Here is a 17176-nt window from a genome sequence, read left to right as displayed (position 1 = left end):
GCATTTCGCCGATTCGGTCATTTTAGCCGTGCCGGCACGGTAACAGGTCAACGTCACCCAACACCCCATTAGCTTGATTGATTTAACGATAAATACCAGCCTGCAGCGTGCATTATCCCTCATCTGTTCTGCTTAACGGCAGTGGAAATAAGCCTGGGTGGCATAAACGGCGTAAATAGCAGGAAGAAAGTGATTGATGCAGGGCGGTCAGTGGATCGCACTAACCTGTTAAGAGCAAAGCCCCAATCTTAGGGCTTAATCTTTGCTCTTAATGTGACTAAACCCGCCTACGGCGGGTTTAGTCACTGCATAGCGAAATCATCCGCGCGCAAACTCAACCAATAAAGGTTAAACCTTTCATATAAGGACGCAAAACCTCTGGCACTTCAATACGTCCATCGGCCTGCTGATAGTTTTCCAGCACCGCCACCAGGGTACGCCCCACGGCCAGTCCGGAACCGTTCAGGGTATGCACCAGGCGGGTTTTGCTTTCGCCCTTAGGCCGGCAGCGCGCTTTCATACGGCGGGCCTGAAAATCTCCCATATTCGAGCAGGAAGAAATTTCACGGTAGGTATCCTGCGCCGGCAACCACACTTCCAGGTCGTAGGTTTTTTGTGCACCGAACCCCATATCTCCGGTGCACAACAGCACCTTGCGGTACGGCAGATTAAGAAGCTGCAAAACTTTTTCAGCGTGCCCGACCAATTCTTCCAGCGCATCCATTGAGTCTTCCGGTCGCGTGATATGCACCATTTCAACCTTATCGAACTGGTGCATGCGGATCAGCCCACGCGTGTCACGACCATAGGCCCCGGCTTCGGAACGGAAGCAAGGCGTGTGTGCGGTCATTTTCAACGGCAGTGATTCTTCTTCCAGAATTTCATCGCGTACCAGATTGGTCAGCGGCACCTCAGAAGTAGGGATCAGCGCATAATTGCTGCTGGATGCTTCTTCATCCAGTGGACGAGTATGAAACAGATCTTCGCCGAATTTAGGTAACTGGCCGGTGCCGTACAGGCTGGCATGATTGACCAGATAAGGCACGTAGGTTTCCTGATAGCCATGCTGTTCGGTGTGCAGATCGAGCATAAACTGGCTCAGGGCACGGTGCATCAGCGCTATCTGGCCCTTCATCACGATAAAACGTGAGCCGGTAAGCTTGACCGCAGCGGCAAAGTCCAGCCCCGCAGCCCGCTCGCCCAGTTCAACATGGTCGCGCACGGTAAAATCAAATTTACGCGGTACGCCCCAGCGGCTAATCTCCTGGTTTTCACTGTCATCTTTGCCCGGCGGCACCACGTCAGCGGGGATGTTCGGGATCGCCATTGAAAAGTCGTTAATGCTGGTCAGCAGCGTATCCAACTCTGCTTTGGCCGCGTCCAGACGTTCACCCAGCGCATTCACTTCCTGACGCAATGGCTCGATATCTTCCCCGCGCGCCTTGGCCTGGCCGATGGATTTGGATCGTGAGTTACGCTCAGCCTGCAAATTTTCTGTTTCAACCTGCAATACTTTACGGCGCTCTTCATGCGCGCGCAGCGTGTCAACGTCCAGCTTATAGCCCCGGCGTGCCAGTTTTTCAGCGACTGCGTCTGGCTCATTACGCAGTAGATTGGGATCGAGCATGGTTGTCCTGTGAATAATTATTGAGTAAAAAAAGAGGGGAGCGCATCCACAAGGTGAATACGTTTATTTCATTGTTAACCTTACCGCAACGCCATCATCAGCGGTAGCGTTTTGTCGGGCTATTTTGATCCTGTTCCGTCAGCCAGGCAAGCTTTTCACCAATCTTGCCCTCCAGCCCGCGCGATGTCGGCTGATAATATCGCGTTTGCGCCAGTTCCGCTGGGAAATAGTTCTCACCGGCGGCGTAGGCGTTGGCTTCATCATGAGCGTAACGATATTCTGCTCCCAGTCCCATCTCTTTCATCAATTTGGTCGGCGCATTGCGCAAATGTTCAGGAACATCATAATCAGGGTTTTCGCGCGCATCGCGCATCGCTGCCTTAAAAGCGGTATAGACCGCGTTGCTTTTTGGTGCACAGGCCAGATAGACAATCGCCTGCGCAATCGCCCTCTCTCCCTCGGCCGGGCCAACGCGGGTGAAACAGTCCCAGGCAGAAATGGCTACCTGCATACCACGCGGGTCGGCATTACCGATATCTTCTGAGGCAATCGCCAGCAGGCGCCGCGCCACATATAGCGGGTCACCGCCGGCAGTGATAATACGCGCATACCAGTAGAGCGCTGCATCCGGTGCCGACCCACGCACCGACTTGTGCAAGGCGGAAATCAGGTCGTAAAAGCGGTCACCCTTATTATCAAAACGCGCACTGCGTTCCCCGCAAACTTCGTTAAGCAGTTGCGGCGTCAGTTCACGCTTGCCCTTAGCGTTGACCTCCGCCATGTCGGCCATCATTTCCAGCGTATTCAGCGCGCGTCGGGCGTCGCCGTTAACCAGTTGAGCGATCATATCGCGGGTGTTTTCTGGCAGCAGGATGTTGTCTTTGCCATAGCCACGCTCGCCATCCTGCATGGCCTGGTCAAGCACCGTTGCAATATCGTCACTGGTGAGCGATTTCAACAAGTAGACGCGGGCGCGGGATAACAGCGCCGAGTTTAGCTCAAACGAGGGGTTTTCCGTGGTAGCGCCAATAAAGGTGATGGTACCATCCTCAATATGCGGCAAAAAAGCATCCTGCTGGCTTTTATTAAAGCGATGAACTTCGTCGACAAACAGGATGGTGCGCCGCCCGGCGTGACGGTTTTGTCGCGCACGTTCGATCGCCTCCCGGATATCTTTAACCCCCGAGGTGACAGCAGAAATGCGTTCGACGTCGGCCTGGCCGTAGTGACCGATGATCTCTGCCAGCGTGGTCTTACCCGTGCCTGGCGGCCCCCACAAAATCATCGAATGAAGCTGCCCAGCCTCGATAGCACGCGGCAACGGTTTCCACGCCGCCAGCAGATGCCGCTGGCCGATATATTCAGCCAGCGTGCGTGGCCGCATACGTGCGGCCAGAGGCTGAAACTCATTACGGGAAAAGTCCAGGGACAGGTTACTCACGCCAACCTCACTGCCGCTGATCGTCCACGGTCACGCCTTCAGGCGGGGTAAACTTGAATTTATCAGCGCTGATCGGGCCATTTTGCTGGCTTTTCAACGCATAGCTACTGCGTTGACCGTCCTGTTCGATCGCACTGAATTGATTAATGGTGCCGTTCTGCGCCACGTTGATGGTGAACTGTTTCAGGTTGCCATCGGCAGATTTTGGCGTCAGCGAGAAATCGTCACCTTTTTGTGCAACATGATATTGTTTCCAGTCACTGGCTTGATTTCGGGCAATAAGCATAAACGGCGTGTTGCTGGTGGCATCTTTCAGCAGGCTGGCGCTGACCTGCTCAACAAACGGGTTGTAAAACCACAGGGTTTTACCATCCGCAATCAGGATACTTTCATCTGGTGCGGTCATGTGCCAGTTGAACAGATTAGGACGCTGCACCCATATTTCACCTTCGCCGTCCTGCACGGATGATCCGCTAGCGTCTGTGACTTTCTGATTAAAGGTGGCGTGAAAGCTTTTTACTTTGTCCAGACGCTGTTGCAAATCGCTTGCGGCATCAGCCCACGCACCGGCAGCAGTAAAAGTCGCCAACAAACAGCAGGAAATGATTAATCTTTTCATTACGGCATCCTTAGTGAAGCTCTTGTATCCCGTTTAGGGTTAAGCGTAACGTGGATAACTTTAGCCAGGGAATGACTGGAAAAACAGGAGAAAAAACTGATTTCTTCCGACTCTGCCGTGCAGATATGGGGACAAATTATAAAGATTCAACGGGTAAGGCGCGCCTTACCCGTTGATGATTTCCGGTCAGTGCGGGCAGTTATCTCTCATGTGGCGGAGGTGCCAGCACTTCACGATTACCGTTATGGCCCGGAGACGAGACAATGCCCTGCGCTTCCATCTGTTCGATGATGCGCGCCGCACGGTTGTAACCAATACGGAATTGACGCTGCACGCCCGAAATCGAAGCACGGCGTTTATCCACCACAAACTCAACCGCCTGATCGAAAAGCTGATCCAGCTCCTCGTCTCCGTCTATGCCGCCCGCCGCGCCTTCACCGTCATCTCCTCCGCTAAGGATCCCTTCTTTATACTGAGGACGTTCGCGCGCTTTCCAGTCTTTGACTACCGCGTGAACTTCCTGATCGCGCACAAAGGCACCGTGCACGCGCACCGGGATCGACGAGTTAGGTGCCAGATACAACATGTCACCCATACCCAGCAACGACTCGGCTCCTCCCTGATCGAGGATGGTACGCGAGTCAATCTTACTGGAAACGGTAAAGGCAATACGCGTCGGAATATTGGCTTTAATCAGACCGGTAATGACGTCTACCGAAGGTCGCTGGGTAGCCAGTACCAGGTGGATGCCGGCAGCACGCGCTTTCTGCGCCAGGCGGGCGATCAGCTCTTCCACCTTTTTACCGACGGTCATAATCAGGTCGGCGAACTCATCCACCATAACCACGATGTAAGGCTCTTTCTCCAGCACCGGAGGGGTCATATCCATGCTGTCCGTGGGTTTCCAGAACGGATCGGGTATTGGACGCCCCATGGCGTCGGCCATATCGACCTTTTCGTTATAGCCTGCAATATTACGCACGCCCAGCGCCGACATCAGTTTGTAGCGGCGCTCCATCTCAACTACGCACCAGCGCAGCGCATTCGCCGCATCTTTCATGTCGGTGACCACATCAGTTAACAGATGTGGAATACCTTCATACACCGACAGTTCAAGCATTTTCGGGTCGATCATGATAAAGCGCACTTCTTTCGGCGTGGCTTTATACAGGATGCTGAGGATCATCGCATTGACCCCCACCGATTTACCGGAGCCGGTGGTACCCGCGACCAACAGGTGAGGCATTTTACCTAAGTCGGCGACCACCGGATCGCCTGAGATATCCTTACCCAGCACGACAGACAGCGGCGACGGGTTATCGCGAAACGCCGGACAGTCCAGCACTTCGCGCAGATAGACCGTTTGGCGATGCACGTTCGGCAGTTCGAGACCGACATAAGGTCGGCCAGGGATCACCTCGACGATACGCACCGCCACCGCCGACAGGGAGCGGGCCAGATCGCGTGACAGGTTGGAGATGCGCGCGGCTTTAACCCCGGGTGCCAGATCCAGTTCGAAACGGGTGATCACCGGGCCTGGAGAATACCCGACAACCTCGGCCTTCACCCGATAATCAGCCAGACGAGCTTCGATAAGACGGGCGGTCTGCTCAAGCGCAAACTGGTCAACCGGTTCGGTTTCTGACGGGGGCGAAGCCAGCAGATCGAGGGTTGGCAGCGGTGTGGTTGGCCTGTGCGTTGGCTGCTCATGGCGCATCAGGAACGGATGGATAAGGCTGTCCATATCCGGATTCTGCGGGATAAGCGCCTGATCGGCTTCAGGTGAGTCAACAGGTTGACGCGCCGGAGCCGCAGACGGCGCAGCTTCAGCCGCAGGCGGCTGTTGCCATGCCGCAGCCGGGGACGCAGACGGCGCAGCTTCGGCCGCTGGCGGCTGTTGCCATGCCGCAGCCGGAGCCGCAGACGGCGTTGCTTCAGCCGCTGGCCGCTGTTGCCATGCCGAAGCCGGGGACGCAGACGGCGCAGCTTCGGCCGCTGGCGGCTGTTGCCATGCCGCAGCCGGGGACGCAGACGGCGCAGCTTCAGCCGCTGGCCGCTGTTGCCATGCCGCAGCCGGGGACGCAGACGGCGCAGCTTCGGCCGCTGGCGGCTGTGGCCATGCCGCAGCCGGAGCCGCAGACGGCGCAGCTTCGGCCGCTGGCCGCTGTTGTTTTTCCGGTTGCTGCCATTGAGGCTGCTGCTGCACTTCAGGCTCAGATTCGGGGGCTACCGACAGTGTAAACAGGGGTTCGACAGGACCTTCCTCTACTAAATCGTCCATTGGCGAGAAATCAAACGCACCTCGCGTGTCAAACGTGAAGGCCGGTCCCTCGTCTTTCACTTCCGATGCATATCGCTGTTGCTGCTGCGCGGCAAACTGGTTGGCCAGCTCGGCCTGCTGCAGGGCTTCTTCATTTTCCGCAGCCAGTTGGTCACCACTCAATTGGCGCATATCGCCCAGGGTGACGTTCTGACCGCGCGGTTCTGACGTGTAAGCTGCAGGCTGCTGTATCTGCTCCTGGTCTTTCGCTTTTTCTTCAGCCATCCGCTGCGAAGGAAGTTTAATACCGTAGGAAGCCAGTTCGCGTCGCGTCGGCAGCTTGACCGGATTTGGCCGCGGCAGCTCAGGACCAATACCCTGCTTAACCTGTCGGTTGACATCGTCACCGCTGGTGGCGGTAAAACCAGGCATAAATGGCGTGTTGCTGCTGGTTGATTGCGCCGGGGCGTCCAGCGCCGCACCCTGGGTAGCGGTCGCCACTGAATCAGGGTGAGACGCATGTGCGGTTGAGAAATCAAACGGCGAAGCGTGCTGTGCATCACGCCAGTTGCCGAGCTGCGGGCCGTCATCTTGATCAAGCGGCAGCGATGGGGTGGGTGTCTGCACCTCGGAAAGCAATTCGAAGCGGTAAAGCGGCGGGTCAACGGCAGTGGATCCGACAGCCTGCTGCGTTGGTACTGGCTGCTGGCTGACAGCCGCAGAAGATTTTGCAGCGGCAGTGGGCGATTCAACCTGCTGACCTGCCGTCGCTTCTGCCCCTGGCATTGTCGCCGCGATTACCCGCGCGGCATTGCCCTGTTGGTCAACGCTTTTATCCTGCACGGGTTGGGGTTTCGACAGAAGAACATCGTCATCGTGCGCAGCGTTGCTACCGGCGTTCAGGTCAGCGCTGCCGTGCTGATCTTCGTCATGATAGTCTTCTTCCTGCTGCCATCTTTCATCGCCGCGCGATCGGTTGCTGGCGAAGGTGAGTATGCCCATCACCACTGCACCAATCTTTTCAGCGATAGTCAGCCAGGACCAGCCGGTATACAGCGTCAACCCTGAAGCCCAGACGCACAGCAGCGTCAACGTGCCGCCGGGACCACTTAAATAAGGGGACATGGCACTGCTCATCAGGCTGCCAATCACCCCGCCTGAGGCGAAGTACCAGATATCATCGGCGTTGAGAGCAGCTAAACCGCATGATGTGACCACCAGGGCCAGAACGCCAATCAGTCGCAGGGCGACAGCGAAATAATCGATGTAGTCCTGGGAATGGCGCTGCCGGAAAGTAATCCAGCACAGGCCCAGAATTATTACAGGAATGGCGTAAGCCATTACGCCAAAAACGAAAAATAGCGTATCCGCAAGCCACGCCGCCACTTCCCCGCCTACATTGTGGATGGGTTCATGCCAGGCAGTTTGTGACCAGCTGGGATCGGAAGGATTAAAACTGACCAGCGCCACCATCAAATAAGCGGCGAATAAAGCAACGATAATCAGTAAGGCTTCAAGCAGGCGACGCCCGCTGCTCAAAGATTGTAACGTAACTTCTTTGTCTTCTGAGTATTCCTGGCTCAAGAGTATCTCCAGGTGCCTGTAAACTATGAAGGAAACAGCGCCGGACAAGCCCGACGCTGAACCTGTATGAATTCACAGGAGTGTAGCGAAAACTATCAGGTTTTGCACCTGCCCTGTGTTACCGAGTTTTAATGACCAACCGGTTGCTTTGTTTTACTTCTTCCATGACCACGTAGGTACGGGTATCGTTCACGCCCGGCAGACGCAGCAAGGTTTCGCCGAGTAATTTACGGTATGCCGACATATCCGGTACACGGGTTTTTAATAAATAGTCAAAATCACCAGAAACAAGGTGACACTCTTGAGTTTCCTCAAGTTTTTGTACAGCGGCGTTAAATTGCTCAAACACATCCGGCGCACCGCGATTCAGAGTAATCTCAACGAATACCAGCAAAGAAGCGTCCAGATAATGCGGATTGAGCTGAGCGGTATAACCGAGAATAAAACCCTGTCGTTCCAGACGACGCACACGCTCCAGGCACGGTGTTGGTGATAAGCCCACGCGTTTAGATAGTTCGACGTTAGAAATACGTCCATCTTTTTGTAGTTCATTCAAGATGTTGCGGTCGATTCTATCCAGATCTTTACCAGGTCGTTTTTTATTTTCTACCATTAGTGTCTCTCATATATTTCTTCCCTTTACCTGCCAGACCCTGAACTACATCAATGTAACAGGGTTGATCTAAGTAGAAGACATAGAGCCTGTCGCGTTATAAAACACTTTATCCGCATGACGCATGTTGTCTGTCCACACCATGCGTCATTCCAAATAACAGACTGAGTTTATTCGGCCTTCAATGCAAAACTCTGGGCGTCACCCCGGGTTCATTCTCGAATAGTCTCTGCTTCCCATAATGTTTTCGCAAAAGCGCAGCCGATTGTCAAAGCAAAACAAACAAAATCAGAACAACATGCCATACAAGCTGCTGTCTGTCTGTTTTTCAATGACAATTTTGCCCGGACCGGACCGTAACAGCTGGCTGGCTGCTGTTTTATCAGTCGGAAAAAACCTGCCCCGGCAGTTGATTGACGCCACCTTTTTCATTAATTGTTAACAAAATCGCAGAATGCTTTTTTTGCCTCGTCAAATTCCCTACAATCCCCTTCATCTGTTTGCCAGTTAAATAATGAGGGTCTCATGAGTACGGCTAAACACAGTAAATTGCTGATTTTAGGTTCAGGTCCGGCTGGCTACACCGCTGCCGTGTACGCGGCGCGCGCTAACCTTAATCCGGTGCTGATCACCGGATTGGAGAAAGGCGGTCAGCTGACCACCACAACCGACGTTGAAAACTGGCCGGGCGATGCCCATGAGCTGACCGGCCCGCGGCTGATGGAGCGCATGCACGAACATGCTGTTAAATTTAACACTGAGATCGTCTTCGACCACATCCACCGTGTCGATCTGCAAAATCGTCCGTTCCGTCTGACCGGTGACGAAGGTGAGTACACTGCCGATGCCCTGATCATCGCCACCGGGGCTTCAGCCCGCTATCTTGGCCTGCCTTCAGAGGAAGCGTTTAAAGGACGTGGTGTATCTGCCTGTGCCACCTGTGACGGCTTTTTTTACCGCAATCAGAAAGTCGCGGTGATCGGCGGCGGTAACACGGCCGTAGAGGAAGCGCTTTATCTGGCAAACATTGCTGCTGAAGTGCATTTGATCCACCGTCGCGATAGCTTCCGTGCCGAGAAAATTCTGATTGACCGCCTGAATGAAAAGGTAAAAAACGGCAACATTGTCCTGCATACCGATCATACGCTGGATGAAGTGCTGGGCGATCAGATGGGCGTCAGCGCACTGCGCCTGCGTTCAACCAAGGACCAACAGACGAAAGATCTGGCGGTTGCCGGACTGTTCGTTGCCATCGGCCATAGCCCGAACACGGCGATTTTCAACGGCCAGCTGGCGCTTGAAAACGGTTATATCAAGGTGCAATCAGGGATCCACGGCAATGCTACTCAAACCAGCGTTCCGGGCGTATTCGCAGCCGGTGACGTGATGGACCACATTTATCGTCAGGCGATTACCTCTGCCGGCACCGGCTGCATGGCTGCGCTTGACGCTGAACGCTATCTTGACGGGCTGGTTAAAAAACAATCAGTAACTTGTTAAAATATTGAGCTTATTATCCCCAAGGCGACGAGCAATTGTCGCCTTTTTGCCCTCTGCGTTGTACCATTATCACGACATCAATCCTTCCAGGCTTTTGCCTTTCTACTGTTTACGACAGGGCAATACGGCAACAGATGAACAAAACACGGCAACAAATTCTCACCCGCTGGCTAAAAAGCCAGAGCGTGCACGGTCAGCGCTGGCTGCGTCTCTCATTTCTGTCAGGCATTTTGAGCACGCTGCTGATCCTTGCTCAGGCCTGGTTGCTGGCCGCACTGTTACAGGCATTAATGGTTGACCAGCAGCCGCGCAACGCGCTGCTGGTTCATTTCTGCTTACTGCTGGCCTGTTTTGCCGGGCGCGCGTTACTGGCCTGGTTACGTGAGAAAGCAGGATGCAAAGCGGGCCAGGCAATACGCCTGGCATTACGTCAGCAGGTGTTAAACCGACTGGCGCTTCTTGGACCGGCGTGGATCCATGGCAAACCGGCCGGCAGTTGGGCAACGCTGCTGATGGAACAGATTGAGGATATGCAGGATTATTATGGCCGCTATCTGCCCCAAATGATGCTGGCCGGCGCGATCCCGTTGATGGTGCTACTGGTGCTGTTCCCTGTGAACTGGGTTGCGTCGCTGATACTTCTGGCTACCGCGCCGCTTATCCCGCTGTTTATGGCAATGGTCGGGATGGGGGCTGCGGATGCCAATCGCCGAAACTTCCTTGCGCTGTCGCGTCTGAGTGGACAGTTTCTTGACCGGCTGCGCGGTCTGGACACGTTACGTCTGTTCCATCGCGCTACGGCGGAGACCGCCACTATCGCCACGGCCTCTGAGCAGTTTCGCCAGCGCACCATGGAAGTTCTGCGCATGGCATTTCTCTCTTCAGCTGTGTTGGAGTTTTTCGCCTCAATTTCCATTGCGCTGATCGCCGTCTATTTTGGTTTCTCCTACCTGGGCATATTTGACTTCGGCCATTACAGCGGCCCGGTGACCCTGTTTGCTGGCTTCCTGGTGTTGATCCTCGCCCCGGAGTTTTATCAACCGTTACGCGATCTCGGCACGTTTTACCATGCTAAAGCCCAGGCAGTTGGCGCGGCCGACGCGTTACAAAGCTTCCTTGATCAGAGTGAAGCGGCCGCGACAGAACGTGGTGATTTAACGCCGCAGCTCGACGGAGGAGTCGACCTGGTGGCAACCGGGTTGACGATTTTCAGCGCCGACGGCCAGCAGCTGGCCGGGCCACTGAATTTCAAGCTAAGGCCGGGGCAGCGTGTCGCCCTGGTGGGGCAAAGTGGCGCCGGAAAAACCTCGTTGATGAACCTGCTACTTGGCAACCTGCCTTACCGTGGTTCACTGTTGGTTAACGGCACTGAACTGCGCGATATCGCCCTGCCGCACTGGCAACAGCAGCTGGCCTGGGTCGGGCAAAACCCCCACCTTCCGGCCGCCACTCTGCGACAGAATATTCTGCCGGGCGCCGTTCACGATGAGGGGCGTCTGCAACAGGTGTTGGCGCTGGCTGGGATAAACGAATTCTTGCCCCGACTGCCGGCTGGCCTTGATAGCGACACGGGAGAGCGGGCCGCCAGGCTGTCGGTCGGTCAGGCCCAGCGTGTGGCCGTTGCGCGCGCGTTAATGAAACCCTGTCAGTTACTGCTGCTGGATGAACCCGACGCCAGCCTCGATGCGCAAAGTGAACGGCACGTTAACCGTGCGCTGCTGGAGGCATCCGCAGCACAAAGTACGCTGCTGATTACCCATCAGCTTGACCGACTGGCGCAATGGGATGAGATTTGGCTGATGCGTGATGGCAAAATCGTGCAGCAGGGATGCTGGGATACGCTGGCCAATCAGCCCGGCCCCTTCGCCGGGCTGTTGGCACAACGGGGAGGATCGCTTGAATGAAAACTCTGCTGCCATTTCTGAAACTCTATCGTCGCCATATTCTGCGGCTGCTGTGCGGCATCCTGCTGGCGGCAACCACGCTGCTGGCCAGTATTGGCCTGCTGACGCTGTCCGGCTGGTTCCTTGCGGCCACTTCGCTGGCTGGCGTGGCGGGCATTTACAGCTTCAACTATATGTTGCCCGCTGCCGGCGTACGCGGCGCGGCTATCAGTCGTACCGTTGCCCGCTACCTGGAGCGGCTGGTCAGTCATGACGGCACCTTCCGCGTACTGCAGCATCTGCGCGTGTTCACCTTCAGTAAACTGCTACCGCTTTCACCGGCTGGCCTCACCCGCTTCCGTCAGGGAGATCTGCTTAATCGCCTGGTTGCCGACGTCGATACGCTGGACCATCTCTATCTGCGGGTCATTGCGCCGCTGGTTAGCGCGCTGACGGTGATTGTGTTGGTAACCACGGGGCTGAGCTGGCTGGACAGCAGGTTGGCGCTTACCCTCGGTGCGTTGATGCTGCTGACCCTGCTGCTACTGCCGCCGGTATTTTATCGTGCCGGGCTGCCGGTTGGCAGCGATCTGACCCGCCTGCGCAGTGAGTACCGTGACAGTTTGACCCGCTGGTTGCAGGGGCAGACGGAACTATGTCTTTATGGCGCAGCGAGCCGCTTTCGTCAGGGGATGGACGCAACCGAGGCGGCCTGGCTGACCGCTCAACGGCGTCAGGCAAGCCTGACCGGGATGTCACAGGGGCTGGTCATGCTGATGGGCGGTATTGCCGTGACGCTGATTTTGTGGTTAAGCGCCAGCGGTATCGGTGGCGATGCCCATCCCGGCGCATATATCGCCCTGTTTGTCTTCTGTGCACTGGCCGCTTTTGAAGCGCTTGGCCCGGTGGGTACGGCTTTTCAGCATCTCGGGCATGTTATCGCTTCAGCGCAGCGCGTCTCTGAGATCATTGCACAACGTCCACAGGTTACCTTTGCAACGAAAGACGCTGCACCACAAGCTGATTCAGCAGCGCTGAGTCTGAACAACGTTAGCTTCCGCTATGATGATGGCCCTTTTGCCATCAAAAACCTGTCGCTGGAGATTGCCGCCGGACAACACATTGCCCTGTTGGGCCGGACCGGCTGCGGCAAATCCACGCTGTTGCAGCTCCTGACCCGCGCCTGGGATCCCCAGTGCGGCAGCATCATACTTAACGGCCGACCGCTGCACGCCTGGAGCGAAGCTGAACTGCGGGCCTGTACCAGCGTCGTGACTCAACGCGTGCATCTGTTCAGCGCCAGCCTGCGGGATAACCTGCTGCTGGCCGCCGCGTCCAGCCAGGATGAACAGCTGTCAGACGCGCTGCGTCAGGTGGGGCTGGAGAAGCTGTTGGACAGCGATGCGGGACTGGATGCCTGGCTGGGTGAAGGCGGTCGCCAACTTTCCGGCGGGGAATTGCGCCGCCTCGGCCTGGCGCGCGCGCTGCTGCATAACGCTCCCCTGATGTTGCTGGATGAGCCTACCGAGGGGCTGGATGCGGAGACCGAGCAGCAGATTCTGGCTCTGCTACGCGAAATTGCCACCGGCAAAACCCTGATTATGGTCACCCACAGACTGCGCGGACTGGCGCACTTTGACCAAATTTGCGTGCTGGATGACGGCCAGCTGATTGAGCAGGGAGACCACCAGAAACTCGTCGCAAAACAGGGGCGCTACTGGTCATTTCTCCAACGCTTTGCGCTATAGTGATGATCCCGTCCTGATGAGCACTTTTCCATGCGGCTAATCCAGCTTTCGCACGAATCGCTAAACTTCCCGCCACCTGAAAAGGCGCTGCGGGAACCTAACGGCCTGTTGGCTATGGGTGGCGACCTGAGCCCCCAGCGGCTGTTGAACGCTTATCACCGTGGCATTTTCCCGTGGTTTTCTCCGGGCGACCCGATTCTCTGGTGGTCTCCCGATCCGCGTGCGGTCCTGCTGCCGCAGCACTTTCATCTGAGCCGCAGCATGAAGCGTTTCCACCAGCGGTCCTCCTATCGTGTTACCCTTAATCACTGCTTTCATGACGTCATTGAAGGCTGCGCCTGCGACCGACAGGAAGGAACGTGGATTACCCACGAAGTGAAACACGCCTGGCAGCGGCTGCATGCACTTGGTCATGCGCACTCTATTGAAGTTTGGCACGGTGACGAACTGGTTGGTGGGATGTACGGCCTGGCGCTGGGGCGAATTTTTTGTGGCGAATCGATGTTCAGCCGCAGAGAGAATGCGTCCAAGACCGCACTGTTGGTATTTTGTCACTACTTTCTGCAACAGGGTGGCAGGCTGATTGATTGCCAGGTGCTGAATCCCCATACCCGCTCTTTGGGTGCGCAAGAAATCTCACGCGCCAGCTACCTGGAATATGTCAGTTCTCACGCAATTCAGACACTTTCAGCAAACTGCTGGCGTGTGCAGCGGCTTTTTTAGTGCAATCGTTAGATGTTTTACACGCATGGTGAGTAGAACAGTGATATAATGTGCGCGTTTGGTATGCCGTCCGCTTTTCATCGTTACAAGAGGATGAAGCGGAATACCAGGCTGAGAATCGCAACGCACCTTGTCAGAACTGTTTAAATCGTGCGAAAAAAGCAGATTTCAACAGATTCTTAGCCCGCTGCTCCCCCACGCTGACGCTATTTACTCCAGATTTAATCGTAACTCGTCTGCGCCGGGTGCGCGTAAGAGGGGTTGATGTGGGTGAATTCATCCGCAATTCTTTACTTAATATGTGAAATTCGGCATTATCTTGCCGGTTCAAAACTAAGGTAGTCCACCTAGAGGATTCGATGGCCAAAGAAGACAATATTGAAATGCAGGGTACCGTACTTGATACGTTACCTAACACCATGTTCCGCGTTGAATTAGAAAATGGACATGTGGTTACCGCTCATATCTCCGGTAAAATGCGCAAAAACTATATCCGCATCCTGACGGGCGACAAAGTCACTGTAGAGCTGACCCCGTACGACCTGAGCAAAGGCCGCATTGTCTTCCGTAGTCGCTAATTTGCCCCATTCTGCCGTGCTGCCGCAATAACCGCAGCACTGATATCCAGGGCCGGACAGGAAACTGTCCGGCCTTTTTATTTGGCAAACGTTATCAACCGGCCTGGTTAAGCCGGAGTCGCCCTGTGGCCGCCTCGTCAGGCGACGGGGAAAGCGGGAATGACTATCCCGCGCTTATCCACTGTCGCCAGTTAAGCTGCCTGAAGGAATGATGAGGGGCCTGTATGCCGTGTTGACGTAAAACAAAAAAGCCTGACAGGAGAAGATCCCGCCAGGCTTGATGTCGATATCACTGAGTGGATTAATGCACCGCGCCTTCCGCTTTACGCTTCTCTGCACTGAGGAAATGGTAGGTAAGCTGGTTTTTCTCTTTATCCAACGTCACCGACACCGATCCACCTTCTACCAGTGAACCAAACAGCAATTCATTGGCCAGCGGTTTCTTCAGGTTTTCCTGCACGGTACGAGCCATCGGGCGCGCGCCCATCGCTTTGTCATAGCCCTTATCCGCCAGCCAGTCACGGGCATCGTCGCTGACTTCCAGCGAAACGCCTTTGGCATCCAGCTGTGCCTGCAGTTCGACAATAAATTTGTCGACAACCTGGTGGATCACCGCCTGATCGAGGTGTTTAAACCAGATGATATTATCCAGACGGTTACGGAACTCAGGCGTGAAGATCTTTTTGATCTCTTCCATCGCATCCGTGCTGTTGTCCTGCTGGATCAGGCCGATAGATTTGCGCTCGGTTTCGCGTACCCCGGCATTGGTGGTCATCACCAGCACGACGTTGCGGAAGTCCGCTTTGCGCCCGTTGTTATCGGTCAGCATACCGTTATCCATCACCTGTAACAGGAGATTGAACACATCCGGGTGGGCTTTCTCTATTTCATCCAGCAGTACCACCGCATGCGGATGCTTGATCACCGCATCGGTCAGCAGACCACCCTGATCAAACCCCACGTAACCAGGAGGCGCACCAATCAGGCGACTGACGGTGTGGCGCTCCATGTACTCGGACATATCAAAGCGCAGCAGCTCAATGCCCAGTGCTTTCGCCAGCTGGACTGTTACTTCCGTTTTCCCGACGCCGGTAGGGCCGGCAAACAGGAAGGATCCGACAGGCTTGCGATCCTGACCCAAACCGGCCCGACTCATTTTGATGGCTTCGGTCAACACTTCAATCGCGTTATCCTGACCGAACACCAGCATTTTAAGACGGTCGCCGAGGGTTTTCAGCGAATCGCGGTCGGACGCGGAAACACTTTTCTCCGGTATGCGTGCAATACGCGCGACCACGGTTTCAATATCCGCCACATTGACAGTTTTCTTACGCTTGCTGACCGGCATCAGGCGCGCACGTGCGCCGGCTTCATCGATCACGTCAATCGCCTTATCAGGCAGATGACGGTCGTTTATGTATTTCACCGCCAGCTCTACCGCCGCGCGCACCGCTTTAGCGGTATAGCGGACATCGTGATGCGCTTCGTACTTCGGCTTGAGGCCGATAATAATCTGCACCGTTTCATCGATAGAGGGTTCAGTAATGTCAATTTTTTGGAAGCGGCGCGCCAGCGCACGGTCTTTCTCAAAGATATTGCTGAATTCCTGATAGGTCGTTGAACCCATCACGCGGATTTTGCCACCCGACAGCAGCGGTTTAATCAGGTTCGCTGCATCTACCTGGCCGCCAGAGGCGGCGCCGGCACCAATGATAGTGTGAATTTCATCGATAAACAGGATGCTGTTATGATCCTGCTCCAACTGTTTCAGCAGGGCTTTAAACCGCTTCTCAAAATCACCGCGATATTTAGTCCCGGCTAACAGCGAGCCGATGTCCAGCGAGTAAATGGTGCACTCTTTCATCACTTCCGGTACGTCGCCCTGCACGATGCGCCAGGCCAGACCTTCCGCAATTGCCGTTTTGCCAACGCCAGACTCGCCCACCAGCAGCGGGTTGTTTTTACGCCGACGGCACAGCACCTGAACGGCACGCTCAAGCTCTTTATCACGGCCGATCAACGGGTCAATCCCCCCAACGCGGGCAAGCTGGTTGAGGTTGGTGGTGAAGTTTTCCATACGTTCCTCCCCGCCTGCTTGCTCTTCGTTTACCGGATTTTCTGCACCCGATGCCGGGCCTGGCTCATCTTTACGCATACCGTGAGAAATAAAGTTCACCACGTCCAGCCGGCTGACATCGTGCTTGCGCAGCAGATAAGCCGCCTGCGACTCCTGTTCGCTAAAGATAGCGACCAGCACGTTGGCTCCGGTCACTTCGCTGCGGCCCGATGATTGCACATGGAACACAGCACGTTGCAGAACCCGCTGGAAGCTCAGCGTCGGCTGGGTATCGCGCACTTCCTCACTCACCGGCAGGACCGGAGTGGTTTGTTCGATAAAGGCTTCAAGCTCCTGGCGTAATGCCACGATATCCACCGCACAGGCTTCCAGTGCCTCTCTGGCCGACGGGTTACCTAACAGCGCCAGTAACAGATGTTCGACGGTCATAAACTCATGTCGGTGCTCACGCGCTCTGGCGAAAGCCATATTTAAACTGAGTTCCAGTTCTTGGTTGAGCATAGGCACCTCTCACAGTAGATCG

11 protein-coding genes are annotated in these 17176 nt (G+C 55.4%); 5 read left to right on the top strand and 6 right to left on the bottom strand.

Translation table 11 applies throughout. From position 1 onward, the window contains the following. Positions 1-334 precede the first annotated feature (334 nt). From serS to lrp, 5 genes are all read right to left on the bottom strand, one after another. A complete protein-coding gene (gene serS, locus JGC47_RS06585) occupies positions 335-1627 on the bottom strand; it encodes a serine--tRNA ligase (RefSeq protein WP_004156903.1) in 1293 nt (430 codons plus the stop codon). 97 nt (positions 1628-1724) lie between these two features. Continuing rightward, on the bottom strand, positions 1725-3068 hold the full coding sequence (locus tag JGC47_RS06580) for a replication-associated recombination protein A (protein ID WP_004156902.1): 1344 nt from the start codon (positions 3066-3068) through the stop codon (positions 1725-1727). A gap of 7 nt (positions 3069-3075) precedes the next feature. Beyond that, the gene (gene lolA / locus JGC47_RS06575; protein WP_004156901.1) at positions 3076-3687 is read right to left on the bottom strand and encodes an outer membrane lipoprotein periplasmic chaperone LolA; all 612 of its coding nucleotides are present in this window, start codon (positions 3685-3687) and stop codon (positions 3076-3078) included. A gap of 199 nt (positions 3688-3886) precedes the next feature. Then, the gene (locus tag JGC47_RS06570) at positions 3887-7531 is read right to left on the bottom strand and encodes a DNA translocase FtsK (RefSeq protein ID WP_004164167.1); all 3645 of its coding nucleotides are present in this window, start codon (positions 7529-7531) and stop codon (positions 3887-3889) included. 118 nt (positions 7532-7649) lie between these two features. After that, positions 7650-8144 (bottom strand): leucine-responsive transcriptional regulator Lrp, encoded by a 495-nt coding sequence (lrp, locus tag JGC47_RS06565; protein WP_004156893.1) that lies wholly within the window; start codon positions 8142-8144, stop codon positions 7650-7652. 525 nt (positions 8145-8669) lie between these two features. Here lrp and trxB point away from each other — a divergent pair. The 5 genes from trxB to infA all read left to right on the top strand — a co-directional run bounded on the left by trxB (position 8670) and on the right by infA (position 14576). Further along, positions 8670-9644 carry a thioredoxin-disulfide reductase gene (gene trxB / locus JGC47_RS06560; protein WP_004156891.1) on the top strand — a complete coding sequence of 325 codons (975 nt, stop codon included), beginning with the start codon at positions 8670-8672 and terminating at the stop codon, positions 9642-9644. 134 nt (positions 9645-9778) lie between these two features. Next, complete coding sequence (gene cydD / locus JGC47_RS06555) at positions 9779-11548, top strand: heme ABC transporter permease/ATP-binding protein CydD (RefSeq protein WP_004156890.1); 1770 nt, start codon at positions 9779-9781, stop codon at positions 11546-11548. After that, positions 11545-13275 (top strand): heme ABC transporter ATP-binding protein/permease CydC, encoded by a 1731-nt coding sequence (gene cydC / locus JGC47_RS06550; RefSeq protein ID WP_004156889.1) that lies wholly within the window; start codon positions 11545-11547, stop codon positions 13273-13275. The genes cydD and cydC overlap by 4 nt, the downstream gene beginning before the upstream one ends. A 30-nt stretch (positions 13276-13305) precedes the next feature. Next, positions 13306-13998: a leucyl/phenylalanyl-tRNA--protein transferase gene (gene aat, locus JGC47_RS06545; RefSeq protein ID WP_004156888.1), complete on the top strand. Its 693-nt coding sequence runs from the start codon at positions 13306-13308 to the stop codon at positions 13996-13998. Positions 13999-14357: 359 nt separating this feature from the next. After that, a complete protein-coding gene (gene infA, locus JGC47_RS06540) occupies positions 14358-14576 on the top strand; it encodes a translation initiation factor IF-1 (protein ID WP_002211347.1) in 219 nt (72 codons plus the stop codon). A 301-nt stretch (positions 14577-14877) separates the two neighbouring features. Here infA and clpA read toward each other — a convergent pair whose 3' ends face one another. Further along, positions 14878-17154 (bottom strand): ATP-dependent Clp protease ATP-binding subunit ClpA, encoded by a 2277-nt coding sequence (clpA, locus tag JGC47_RS06535; RefSeq protein WP_004156887.1) that lies wholly within the window; start codon positions 17152-17154, stop codon positions 14878-14880. Positions 17155-17176 lie beyond the last annotated feature (22 nt).

Origin of the sequence: Erwinia amylovora, from assembly GCF_017161565.1 — a bacterium.
Classification (GTDB): domain Bacteria; phylum Pseudomonadota; class Gammaproteobacteria; order Enterobacterales; family Enterobacteriaceae; genus Erwinia; species Erwinia amylovora.
Note: the sequence above shows the minus strand (reverse complement) of the source record. Positions and strands in the feature narration are given on the sequence as shown.

Coding starts and splice junctions, on each gene's coding strand:
- serS (WP_004156903.1), bottom strand. CDS start 1,627: ATGCTCGATCCCAATCTACTGCGTAATGAGCCAGACGCAGTCGCTGAA.
- trxB (WP_004156891.1), top strand. CDS start 8,670: ATGAGTACGGCTAAACACAGTAAATTGCTGATTTTAGGTTCAGGTCCG.
- cydC (WP_004156889.1), top strand. CDS start 11,545: ATGAAAACTCTGCTGCCATTTCTGAAACTCTATCGTCGCCATATTCTG.
- clpA (WP_004156887.1), bottom strand. CDS start 17,154: ATGCTCAACCAAGAACTGGAACTCAGTTTAAATATGGCTTTCGCCAGA.
- lrp (WP_004156893.1), bottom strand. CDS start 8,144: ATGGTAGAAAATAAAAAACGACCTGGTAAAGATCTGGATAGAATCGAC.
- cydD (WP_004156890.1), top strand. CDS start 9,779: ATGAACAAAACACGGCAACAAATTCTCACCCGCTGGCTAAAAAGCCAG.
- infA (WP_002211347.1), top strand. CDS start 14,358: ATGGCCAAAGAAGACAATATTGAAATGCAGGGTACCGTACTTGATACG.
- aat (WP_004156888.1), top strand. CDS start 13,306: ATGCGGCTAATCCAGCTTTCGCACGAATCGCTAAACTTCCCGCCACCT.
- lolA (WP_004156901.1), bottom strand. CDS start 3,687: ATGAAAAGATTAATCATTTCCTGCTGTTTGTTGGCGACTTTTACTGCT.